Annotated in this window: 10 protein-coding genes; 6 read left to right on the top strand and 4 right to left on the bottom strand. The window is 44.6% G+C overall.

From position 1 onward, the window contains the following. Nucleotides 1-102: 102 nt before the first annotated feature. From miaB to lnt, 5 genes are all read left to right on the top strand, one after another. Nucleotides 103-1,536, top strand: a complete 1,434-nt coding sequence (gene miaB, locus ACOJRU_RS06665; RefSeq protein ID WP_421134251.1) for a tRNA (N6-isopentenyl adenosine(37)-C2)-methylthiotransferase MiaB — start codon at nt 103-105, stop codon at nt 1,534-1,536. Between the two features lie 33 nt (nt 1,537-1,569). Beyond that, entirely contained in the window at nt 1,570-2,637 is a 1,068-nt protein-coding gene (locus tag ACOJRU_RS06660) for a PhoH family protein (protein ID WP_421134250.1), read from the top strand. A gap of 2 nt (nt 2,638-2,639) precedes the next feature. Continuing rightward, nucleotides 2,640-3,110 carry an rRNA maturation RNase YbeY gene (ybeY, locus tag ACOJRU_RS06655; protein WP_421134249.1) on the top strand — a complete coding sequence of 157 codons (471 nt, stop codon included), beginning with the start codon at nt 2,640-2,642 and terminating at the stop codon, nt 3,108-3,110. Nucleotides 3,111-3,265: 155 nt separating this feature from the next. Beyond that, on the top strand, nt 3,266-4,123 hold the full coding sequence (gene corC / locus ACOJRU_RS06650; RefSeq protein ID WP_421134731.1) for a CNNM family magnesium/cobalt transport protein CorC: 858 nt from the start codon (nt 3,266-3,268) through the stop codon (nt 4,121-4,123). 17 nt (nt 4,124-4,140) lie between these two features. Next, the gene (gene lnt, locus ACOJRU_RS06645) at nt 4,141-5,631 is read left to right on the top strand and encodes an apolipoprotein N-acyltransferase (RefSeq protein ID WP_421134730.1); all 1,491 of its coding nucleotides are present in this window, start codon (nt 4,141-4,143) and stop codon (nt 5,629-5,631) included. A gap of 67 nt (nt 5,632-5,698) precedes the next feature. Here lnt and pta read toward each other — a convergent pair whose 3' ends face one another. Then, nucleotides 5,699-7,840 (bottom strand): phosphate acetyltransferase, encoded by a 2,142-nt coding sequence (gene pta, locus ACOJRU_RS06640; protein WP_421134248.1) that lies wholly within the window; start codon nt 7,838-7,840, stop codon nt 5,699-5,701. A gap of 12 nt (nt 7,841-7,852) precedes the next feature. Continuing rightward, a complete protein-coding gene (locus ACOJRU_RS06635) occupies nt 7,853-9,034 on the bottom strand; it encodes an acetate kinase (RefSeq protein ID WP_421134247.1) in 1,182 nt (393 codons plus the stop codon). Between the two features lie 504 nt (nt 9,035-9,538). On the opposite strand from ACOJRU_RS06635, the gene ACOJRU_RS06630 reads away from it, so the two are divergent. Next, nucleotides 9,539-9,982, top strand: a complete 444-nt coding sequence (locus ACOJRU_RS06630) for an Hsp20 family protein (RefSeq protein WP_421134246.1) — start codon at nt 9,539-9,541, stop codon at nt 9,980-9,982. Nucleotides 9,983-10,075: 93 nt separating this feature from the next. Here ACOJRU_RS06630 and ACOJRU_RS06625 read toward each other — a convergent pair whose 3' ends face one another. Both ACOJRU_RS06625 and ACOJRU_RS06620 read right to left on the bottom strand, forming a co-directional pair. Beyond that, nucleotides 10,076-10,648, bottom strand: a complete 573-nt coding sequence (locus ACOJRU_RS06625) for a hypothetical protein (RefSeq protein WP_421134245.1) — start codon at nt 10,646-10,648, stop codon at nt 10,076-10,078. 13 nt (nt 10,649-10,661) lie between these two features. Beyond that, nucleotides 10,662-11,846: a S1 family peptidase gene (locus ACOJRU_RS06620; protein ID WP_421134244.1), complete on the bottom strand. Its 1,185-nt coding sequence runs from the start codon at nt 11,844-11,846 to the stop codon at nt 10,662-10,664. Between the last annotated feature and the right edge of the window lie 170 nt (nt 11,847-12,016).

The raw sequence follows: 12,016 nt of genomic DNA, 5'->3' as shown, positions 1-12,016 counted from the left end.
CTAACTCTGGTTGTTAGTGTAAACGTTGGGTAACCCTGCTTGCATGTATTACTCTCACTAACAACGACTTACTGGAACCTAACAGGTTATCGAATAGTTGTTATGACTAAAAAGCTGTATATCAAAACCTGGGGCTGTCAAATGAACGAGTATGACTCGGAAAAAATGGCAGACTTACTCGACTCTACACACGGCTACAGCGTGGCAGACGCCCCTGAAGACGCTGACGTGATACTTTTAAACACCTGCTCAATCCGTGAAAAAGCACAAGAGAAGGTGTTTCATCAATTGGGTCGCTGGAAAACATTAAAAAATGATAAGCCAGAGCTTATCATTGGCGTAGGCGGCTGCGTTGCTTCGCAAGAAGGCGATACAATCCGCCAGCGCGCACCTTTTGTCGACTTAGTATTTGGCCCCCAAACGCTGCATCGTTTACCTGAGATGATCAATCAGCTTCAAGGCGGCGCTAAATCAGTGATTGATGTAAGCTTCCCTGAAATAGAAAAATTCGACCGTTTGCCAGAGCCTCGCGCTGAAGGCCCTACGGCGTTTGTTTCAATCATGGAAGGCTGTTCGAAGTATTGCACATTTTGTGTTGTGCCTTACACGCGCGGCGAAGAAGTCAGCCGCCCTGTAGATGACGTGCTTTTAGAAATTGCACAGCTTGCGGGCCAGGGGGTTCGTGAAGTTAACCTGCTTGGGCAAAACGTGAACGCTTTTCGTGGCGATCATCATGATGGTACCGTTTGTCGATTCTCAGAGCTTCTTGAACTTGTTGCCTCTATCGATGGAATAGACAGAATTCGTTACACCACATCGCACCCTGTTGAGTTTACCGACGATATCATCGATGCATACTCGTCCATACCCGAATTGGTCGATCACCTACATTTACCGGTTCAAAGTGGGTCAGATCGCATATTGAACCTCATGAAGCGTGGGCATACGGCGTTAGAATATAAGTCTAAAATGCGTAAGCTTAAAAAGGTTCGCCCTAACATTAGCCTATCGAGTGACTTTATTATTGGCTTCCCTGGCGAAACCGATGCTGACTTTGAAGCGACGATGGATTTAATTCAGGCAGTAGATTACGACCTTAGCTTTAGCTTTATTTACAGTGCCCGCCCAGGTACACCTGCTGCTGATGCAGTAGACGATGTAAGTGAAGAGACTAAGAAGCAACGTCTGCACCTGCTACAGCAACGCATTACCCAACAAGCACTTCGTATCGCGCGCCACATGGTGGGTACTGAACAACGAATTTTGGTAGAAGGCCCATCGAAAAAGAACCCGATGGAGCTTTCGGGCCGTACTGAAAATAACCGTGTGGTTAATTTTGAAGGCACACCCGATATGATTGGCGAATTTGTTGACGTTATGGTTACTGACGTATTTACCAATTCGCTGCGGGGCGATGTTATTCGCCGCGAGAGTGAAATGGGCTTGCGTGTTGCCATTTCGCCCCAATCTATCATGGCAAAGCATCAAGCAGATTTGCCTGATGAATTAGGCGTGGCCCAATTTAACCCCGCCTAGACCTATTTTTAATTTAGTGAGGAATACAGAAGCTTGAGTACATTGGTTAGTAACGAATTTGAATTAGAACCGTCAGACAGTAAACGTTTGTCGAGTTTATGCGGCCCCTTTGACGACAACATTAAGCAACTTGAACGCAGATTAGGTGTAGAAATAACCTACCGCAATAATGCGTTTAAAGTGTTAGGTGAGCCTCAGCAAATAAATAGTGCTACTGAATTACTAAAGCTTCTGTATGTTGAAACCCAGCCCGTAAAAGGCCGGATTCCAGAGCTAGATGCAGAGCAAGTGCATCTAGCAATCCAAGAAGCTCGCGTTATTGAGCAAGACGCAACGGGTGGGTACGGAAAAGAAATTAATATTCGAACCAAGCGTGGCGTAATAAAGCCACGTAACCCAAACCAAGCCCAATATGTTGCGAACATCATTAATCATGACATCACGTTTGGTATAGGCCCTGCGGGCACAGGTAAAACGTATCTTGCGGTTGCCGCGGCGGTAGATGCATTGGAGCGTCAAGAAATTCGCCGTATTCTACTAACGCGTCCGGCTGTCGAGGCGGGTGAAAAGCTCGGATTCTTGCCTGGCGATCTCTCTCAAAAAGTCGACCCGTACCTACGCCCACTTTACGATGCCCTGTTTGAAATGTTGGGCTTTGAAAAAGTTGAAAAGCTGATGGAGCGCAACGTAATAGAGGTTGCTCCACTTGCGTACATGCGCGGGCGAACGCTAAACGACGCATTTATTATTCTAGACGAAAGCCAAAATACAACGGTGGAACAAATGAAAATGTTCCTCACACGTATCGGCTTTAATTCAAAAGCGGTTATTACGGGTGATATTACACAGGTCGATTTGCCTCGCGGCACGCGCTCTGGTCTGCGTCATGCCATCGAAGTACTTAACCATGTTGATGATATATCGTTCAACTTTTTTAATGCTGACGATGTAGTACGTCACCCGGTTGTTGCTCGTATCGTTCGAGCTTACGAACAATACGACGCCGAGCAAGAGTTAAAAAAGAAAGAGAAGAAAGAAGAAGCACTTCGCTTGCAGCGCGAGCAGGACAGTAATAGTAATCAAACGCAATCTGGTAACTGACAGTGACGGCAATCATTGATTATCAGCAAGCGTATGAAGCCAACGATGCGATTTCAGGTGCCATACCTTCGGCTTCATTTCTAGAAAAGTGGGTGAATGCTGTTCTTCAATTTGAAGGCATTGGCGAACAAGAAGTAACCGTTCGTTTTACCGGCGAAGAAGAAAGCCAGGCGCTTAATTCACAGTTTCGAGGTAAAGATAAGCCCACAAATGTATTGTCATTCCCCTTCGATGCACCACCGGGTATTGAGATTAACTTGTTGGGCGACTTAGTTATTTGTGCGCCCATTATTAGCCAAGAAGCGCAAACCCAGTCTAAATCAACAGAAGACCACTATGCGCACATGACCGTACATGGCATATTGCATTTATTGGGCTACGACCATATAGACGATGACGATGCTGACGAAATGGAAGCAAAAGAGATTCAAATACTCAACAACTTGGGTATCGCTAACCCCTACGAAGCATAGGTTTACAAAACGTATCGCGCTGCATTTTCTCAATATTAACGAATGGGATGACGCGTGCCGATAACATAACAATTTATGCTAAGCGCCAATAAAGCGTTGACGGGCTACAAGAAGCCCTTTAACGTTGGCGATGAATTAACTAAATAATGGACATTATGAGCGACGACAACCCTCACTCTACCAACGGCGCATCAGGCAAGAGTTGGTTTAACAAACTGAAGTACTCGATTTCTGGTGAGCCGAAAAACAAAGAAGAGTTAGTCTCGGTAATAACTGACGCTGAGCAGAACGAAATCATCGACCCACAAACTCGTGAAATGATCGAGGGCGTAATTGGGGTCAATGAAATGCGAGTAAGGGATATCATGATCCCACGAGCTCAAATGACCACGATAGATGTAGAGCAAAAGGTAGAAGAGTTTTTACCGGTTATGCTTGAATCTGCTCACTCCCGTTTTCCTGTGATCAGCGAAGACAAAGACCACATCGAAGGCATTTTACTTGCCAAAGACTTATTAAGTTTCGCCTTTAATGCCGAACGTGAATTCAATCTTCGTGACATATTGCGCCAAGCCGTAATAGTGCCAGAAAGCAAGCGCGTGGACGTATTACTCAAAGAATTCCGTCAGCAACGCTATCACATGGCGATTGTGGTAGATGAATATGGTGGCGTGTCTGGCCTTGTAACCATCGAGGACATCCTTGAAATAATCGTGGGCGAAATTGAAGACGAATTCGATATTGAAGAAGATGGTACCGGTGATATCCGCCCTCTGAACAAGTCGACTTATTCAGTAAAAGCCCTAACGCCTGTTGATGAGTTCAATAGTTTCTTTGAGACGTCTTTCAGTGAAGAAGAGGCGGATACGATTGGCGGCATTGTGCTGAAAGCATTTGGTCATATGCCTGAAACTAATGACGAAGTGTCTATTGGTGACATTCAATTTAAAGTGACCAACTCAGACAAGCGCCGATTGATTCAGCTAAAGGTTTCAATCCCGTCTTTGGAGTAGTTACGCTGAAACGCTTTATTCCTCATTTTCTGCTATTACTCAGTGGGGCAAGCCTTACATTTGCGTTTGCCCCTTTTAGTTTTTGGCTAGTTGCTATTCCTGCCGTTGCGCTAGCATTACGGCAAATTATTAAGTTATCGCACCGCCCCTTTTTAGCCGGTTGGTTATTTGGCTTAGGCTGGTTTGGCGCTGGGGTCAGTTGGGTTCATGTCAGTATCGCTGATTTTGGCGGCCTTCCTATAATAGCCTCTGTCGGGCTGATGGCGTTACTCTCGAGTTATTTAGCGCTTTACCCCGCCCTTGCAACTGCACTTACCCTACGTCTATTCCCACCAAGGTTATGGCCATTAGCGCTGCCTTTTTTCTGGATAGTTGCCGAATGGCTTAGAAGTTGGATGTTATCTGGCTTCCCATGGCTGTCATTAGGATATAGTCAAATAGACAGCCCGCTAGCGGGATGGGCACCCATTATAGGCGAAACTGGTATTACCGCTTTCATCATTGTTTGTGCGGCGATGTTTGGCGTAGCAACCAACATGCAAAAAATGCTTCAAGCAGGCCTCGTAACGCTTGTGGTGTACACCAGTGGTTGGGTGTTACAGCACCATGACTGGGTAGAGGTAAAACAAACTTATTCAGTAGGCATGGCACAAGGCAATATTTCTCAGTCTTTACGTTGGGTGCCTGAGCAAGACGAACCCACCATGCGCAAGTATATGAAGCTTACCGAAACGCTATGGGGCAACGACCTTATTATTTGGCCTGAGGCGGCCGTCCCTAAACTAGAGCCTCTCGCTCAAACATATCTTGTGCAACTTAATGAAAGAGCCTTTAACGAGGACACTGCGCTTATTACAGGTATCGTCAACTATAATTGGGAAACAGAAGAGGCGTGGAACAACTTAATCGTCTTGGGAAAACAAACGCCTGAAGCCACCTCTCCTACTTATCAGTATTTTCACAATAATCGGTTTGCCAAGCATCACCTACTGCCTATCGGAGAGTTTGTTCCTTTTGAGGATTGGTTAAGACCTCTTGCGCCGTTATTTGACCTGCCCATGTCTTCTTTTGCAAGGGGGGATTTCAGACAGGCGAATTTGGTGGCAAATGGCATTCATCTTGCGCCAGCAATTTGTTTTGAAATTGCTTTTCCTCGACAAGTTGCAGCCAATATCTATCGTGACACCGATATGATTGTTACCGTAAGTAATGATGCATGGTTCGGTCACTCACATGGACCAGCGCAGCACTTAGAGATTGCTAGAATGCGCGCACTTGAAATGGGTCGCCCCATCATTCGTGCGACCAACAATGGCATCACTGCTTTCATTGACTTTAGAGGTAACATTACCGCCATGCTTCCTCAGTTTGAAGAGGCAAATATCAGTGCGCCGGTTAATGCAACAAAAGGCTTCACGCCGTATTACCTCATGCAGGATTTATCCGTGTGGTTTTTGACTGCACTTTTGTTAGGGGCGGCATTATATCTAAGGTTTAAAAAGACCTAGTACTACGACATTACTCATAGCGAAAAAAGGAGCGCATTTAGCGCTCCTTTTTTTATGGCACTAAGCACTACTTATTGGCAGCCGCCTGAATAGCGGTGAGGGCTATAGTAAATACAATATCGTCTACCAGCGCACCGCGGCTTAAATCGTTAACCGGCTTTCGCATACCTTGTAACATAGGCCCAATACACACTAAATCGAAGCTACGTTGGACTGCTTTATAGGTTGTATTACCCGTATTTAAATCGGGAAAAACAAATACGTTGGCTCTACCTGCGACGGGGCTATTTGGCGCTTTACTCCGACCCACACTTTCAATCGCCGCCGCATCGTACTGTAACGGACCGTCAATAAGTAAATCCGGACGCAACGACTGCGCAATTTTTGTTGCTTCTCTCACTTTTTCCACATCACTACCTGCACCAGAGGTGCCGGTGCTGTAGCTAATCATTGCAACACGCGGCTCAATACCAAACATTTGCGCAGACGTCGCAGACTGAATAGCGATATCCGCCAATTGTTGTGCGTTGGGGTCGGGATTAATAGCACAATCGCCATACACCAATACTTTGTCAGGCAGCAGCATAAAAAATACAGAAGATACTAACGACGCATTTTCTGCCGTTTTAATTAACTGTAATGCCGGCCTAATGGTATTCGCCGTCGTATTAATCGCACCAGAGACTAACCCGTCGACATCGTCACGCTGCAACATCATCGTCCCTAACGTGACGTTGTCTTGCAGTAGTTCACTAGCAACCACATCGGTCACGCCTTTGTGACCGCGCAAATCGACCAGAGGCTTCACATAATTATTTCTAATTGCACTGGGCGCAAGGATTTCGACACCTTCACCAAGAACCACACCCTGCTGCTCTGCAATTCGGCGTACTTCTGCCTCTTCACCTAGCAATACTGGCCTTGCAAGACCTCGTTTTGCGCAGATAGAAGCTGCAACCACAGTGCGCGGCTCAGTGCCCTCTGGTAATACAATACGTTTATTAACCTGACGCGCACGATTAGTAAGATAAAAACGGAATGCAGATGGTGACAGCATTTTTTGTCGCGATACTTTTTCGGTAAGCGAGCTGACCCACTTTGCATCTAAGCTTTCAGCGGTATGGATCATGACCTTTTCAATACGCTGACTATCGTCTACCGGCACTTCTTGATTAAAGGCATGAAGGCTTTGTGCAGTTTGCCATGTGTTATTATTAACCAACATTATCGGCAGACCCGTTTCCATAGCTTGACGGCATAGTGCCATCACATTGCTATCAGGCTCATAACCGCCTGTAAGCAATAGCGCACCAATTTTGGTCCCGTTTAGCGCGGCAAGACAGCTTGATACAAACACATCACTTCGGTCACCTGAAAGAACTAACAACGCACCAGGCTTTAATGCATGGGTCATGTTATGAATTTCACGGGCACAGAACGTCACGCTACTTAGTCGACGTGTGGCAATATCACCGTCATTTAATAAACGTGCTTTTAAGTGTTTGCATACATCAATGGCCCTAGGCGAGAGAAGCTCAGCACTCCAGTCCACGGTACCCAGTAAACTTAACCCTTTGGAAAAAATAGGAAGGGTACGTAACGCCTCACTTCTTAATTCATCGTGTTCTTGCGCGTCAATCACGCCAATATCGGTACGAAGTCTGCCGTGCTCATCAAGGGGCGCGTTAACTTTATTGAAAATACACCCGACAACTTTTTTGCTTTTATGACCGCCATAAGTATCAACGATAATCTCAAGGCGGTGATTTATATCAACGGGGTTGTCGTTGCTTGGTACACATACAAAAACAATATCAGCGTCTAACGCGCGACTTATCGCTAAATTCAGCCTCTCTGCATAGGGGTGGTGACGCGTAGTGACTAGCCCTTCGATAACGGTAACAGCATCTTCTTTTTGATGAATCTCAAAGCGCTCTATGATTTCTTCTAGCAATTCATCAATATTGTCATTACTTATCATTTCCTCTACGTAATCCGGAGAAAATGGTGTAATGGGCGATACACTCGCATGATGGGAAATAATTGCTGTTGAGCGCTCTTCGCCATTGTCTCCTTTACGAGGCTGAGCTACAGGCTTAAAAAAGTTAAGTTTGATAGCTTGTTCTTCTAATGCACGAACAAGCCCCATGCTAACGGTGGTCAGCCCAACACTGGTACCGACCGGAATAAGCATAATTCGACGAGACATATTTACTCCTAGTTATGCGAAGTTAGCGGCTTCTTTAGCAATAACCCATTCTTCATTCGTTGGAATAACAAATACAGGATAGCGTGAAGACGCAGCGCTCACATCGCCTTTCGCACCAAATCGTACCTTTTCATTTTTGTCACTGTCTAGCGCTACACCTAAATGTGCGAAATACGCGAGCGTCGTTTGTCTAATGAAAGATGAATTCTCACCAATTCCGCCAGTAAACGTAATGGCATCCAGCGTTGGTGTAGCAATGAGGTAACCCGCAATGTATTTAGCCAAACGATAACAGAATATTTCAAGAGCAAGCTTTGCCCCATCGTGACCATCTTGCGCCGCATCTTCAAGGGTACGACAATCGTTGCTTAATTCTGAAATCCCCAGCAACCCCGACTGTTTATTCAGCATGTCATTGATTTCGTCTGCTGATTTACCAAGCTTTTTCTGTAAAGCGCCTGGCAGGCTGGGGTCAAGATCACCACATCTGGTGCCCATTACTAAGCCTTCTAACGGCGTGAAACCAAGACTTGTATCGACAGCAACCCCATTTTCGATGGCGGTTACACTACACCCGTTGCCTAAATGTGCGCTGATAATACTGGTATCTTGAACTGGTTTGTTCAATAAGCTAGCTGCGCTGTCCAAAATGAACTTATGGCTTGTGCCATGAAACCCGTAGCGCCGAATACCATGCTCCTTATACAGCGACATGGGAAGCGCATAAAGGTAGGCGCGTTGCGGCATACTTTGAAAAAAAGACGTGTCGAATACAGCGACATGAGGTAATGCGGGATAGGCTGCTTGTGCAGTGATTATCCCTTTTAGGTTAGCCATGTTATGGAGAGGAGCCATGCTGGCATTCTGTTCAATGGCGTTACGCACGTCATCGGTAACCTTCGCAGCCTGTTTAAATTGTTCGCCACCGTGAACAACACGATGCCCAACCGCGATGGGTTTTACCCCCGTCGATTCAATAATATGTTGGATCGCGTTTAACGCTTCAGTATGAGAGGCATAGTCAGGCAGTGACGCACGTTGCTTTTTACCCGCAATTTTATAAGACAGTGAAGCGTCATTATTGCCCAGACTTTCTGCAATACCCGTCAATCCTGCCTCGCCCGTTTCTGCATCTATAATTGCAAATTTAACAGACGAACTCCCACAATTTAAAACAACAACTTCTTTTTTCATATTCACTAGAGGTAAATTGGTATGACAATTAATGTATTGAATTATAGCACTTGTTTCGCCGTATTTAAGATTAAATTGTTGTATTAGTGTTCAACACCTACCGTAATGGTAATATGTTTATCGCACCTATTTGCCGTTGCTTTACCTTCTTGGCCGCACAGACTTTCTCGCAACAAAAGTTCCCCCACCTACGTAAACACATTTTTCTCACGACAACACATCTGTTAAACGAATTGCGATGAATCTATAGCAATACTATATAGGCGGTTTGATGCGAATAACGCAATGCCGAATAAAAAAGTTAAAAATTAAAATCGTTTAAAATCATACGCTTAAATTCAATACTTAGCTTTTTTTAAACAATATTGCATAATAAACATTGAAAAATGAACGAGCAGTCACATATCTGTTATGTCGGCGCTGAAGCATCAGGTCGACACAAAACGCCGCCGAATTGTCGGGGCATTATTTTTTTACATATTGCTTAATTTAAAGGATATGACTATGCGTACTATCGATCTATCTCCACTTTACCGTTCATTCATTGGTTCTGATCACTTAGCGTCACTCGTTGATGCAGCAACACGTTCAGAAAAGCAAAATACTTACCCTCCTTACAACATCGAATTGCTAGGTGATGACAAATATCGCGTTACGATGGCGATTGCTGGCTTTAGCAAAGAGGACGTCAATATTGAAGTACAAGACAACACATTGACGATTACTGGCACTAAGAAAGCCGAAGAAAAAGAAACGGCCGAGCGCAAATTTTTACATAAAGGTATTTCAGAACGAAATTTCGAAAGGAAGTTTCAGTTAGGTGACCACGTAAAGGTGTTAGCGGCAGACATGGAGAATGGCTTACTGCACATCGATATGGAGCGTGTCATTCCAGAAGCTAAAAAACCAAAACAAATTGAAATTGGTTCACGCTTAATCGAAAACTAACGCGACATTAGTTAGTATAAACTTCCCTGGTTTAGAGCAGCGCCTTAACGGCGCTGCTTTTTTATATACAGGCTTTCATAACAGTCTTGTATGCTATTCGCTAAAGTATTCCCAATACTCTTCAAATGTCTGTTGCACTACCTCAGACTCACGTAACTCCTTTAAAAACTGCGGTATGGTGTCTAACAAGAACTGCTCCTCTGTCGGCGACGTTTCGTGTTCTTTATAAGCAGACGTCCACAGGTTATCGACATCGGTAGAGTCCATTGTGTACTCGAAACTTTCTATCGATTTGCCTTGAACAAATACATCATAACGCACTTTAAACTCGGTATTTGAGACAATAGGAATAATGCCTAGTGTACTTGCCGACAACATGAGTGTCGACGCCTGAGTACCGTCTTGTTTTGTTCTATGCCCCTTTAGTACCCTTACACCAATGGGTAGTCCAACCGCTTTTTCATCTAACGCGAAAAAAGCCTCATACTGCAGCATTTTTGACTTTACTGACTTGTCGTCAACATTCGTAACGAAAAACACCGGAGGGTAGGCTTTGCCCTCGTGAGTATATTCAAATATAGGCGCGGCATCGTCTTGCGATGTTGCATTAAAGGCCGATAAGGTGCAAACGAACAGTGGCATCATTCTAATTAAATAGTTTTTCATTTTTAATATTCCGTTACTTGTAGCACAGCACTTGATTAGTATACTCAACCGCATTTTTTGACGCCTCTTCAAAGTTAGGCGACGCCGCATTCGCACTATACGCAAACCCACCGTTGTCTAAAAACGTGGCTAGTAAAGACGTATCAATCGCGAAATTGACATTTTGTGATGTCGTGCCCGCTTCAGATAACATCATCGCTTGATTAAGCGAACCAGAAACCACGCCCAGTAACTGACCTTTATAATCTACTACTGCACCACCACTGTTTCCAGGTTGAACTGGCGCTGAGAACTGAAAGCTTCCTTGGGCACCTTTTAAACCGCCTTGAGAAGTAACATTCCCCACCGTAAGGGAGGGATAATCAGAGAGTAGATTCGATAATGGAAAGCCGGTCGCGAATAGCGGTTTACCCAAACTAATTGGCGTATCTTTGCTGATAGAAATACTGTGGCTATTTGCGTAATTCGTGGTGAGTACGGCCAAATCTAACAACGCACTTTTCTTACCAATATCAGCGACGTAAGTTTGTCCTTTATGGTTCACTTCAACCAGTATGCACTCGCTGACAACATGGGCAGCAGTAACCAACGTACCGTTATTATCGATATAAAAACCCGTACCGGTCCCTTCTGGATTTATGTCATCAAAAAAGGCTTTAATAGAAATGTCGCTCGTTCGGTCAGCGTCTGACACCACTAAATTATTACTACTGGTATTTAAAAAGTCGAAAAGGTTTTCTTTAATACTTTTTGCGAACGCGTTATACACCGCATTGAGGTCGTAGAACCCACCAGTACCACTGGCTTTGCTTTCCACATTGCGCTTGAAAACCGTTTCGCCTTTGCGGTTTTTAACGACGATCATAAGATCAGATTCGTATCCACCCCACATAAAATCCCAATCACTTACCGCCGCAAGCTGAATTAAATAGTCGAAGTCGCTCGTAGCGTTAAGCTTTTCCGAACGTTCAAATATGCCTAGCGTTACAAGCTCGGTAGCATCTTCTAACTTTCCGAAAAAGTTTATCTTATTTTCAGGCGTACTTTTATCCACGTGATAGGCAACAGAGACAGGAAGGGGTAATTCAATATTCGTATTAAGTTTAGTTTTTGTTTTTATCTGACCTGCGTTTTGTACAGGTGTAGCTTCACAGCCTAGCAATGCAAGCGCTATGAATACAATGACTATGTATTTCATGAGTAAGGCAGTCCATTTATCGGTGGGAGACGTTTTATTATTAGTATGGCTTAGTGGTTTTTAGGCGATGGGCCTTATTCTTTTGACTAAGACGTAAACGATTATGCGCCAATAGTGGCGCGAAATAAATAGTTAAGAAAGTCAGTGCGCTCTACTTAGTAGCAGAGCAC

The organism is Alteromonas algae (assembly GCF_049117195.1).
Lineage (GTDB): Bacteria > Pseudomonadota > Gammaproteobacteria > Enterobacterales > Alteromonadaceae > Alteromonas.
Note: the sequence above shows the minus strand (reverse complement) of the source record. Positions and strands in the feature narration are given on the sequence as shown.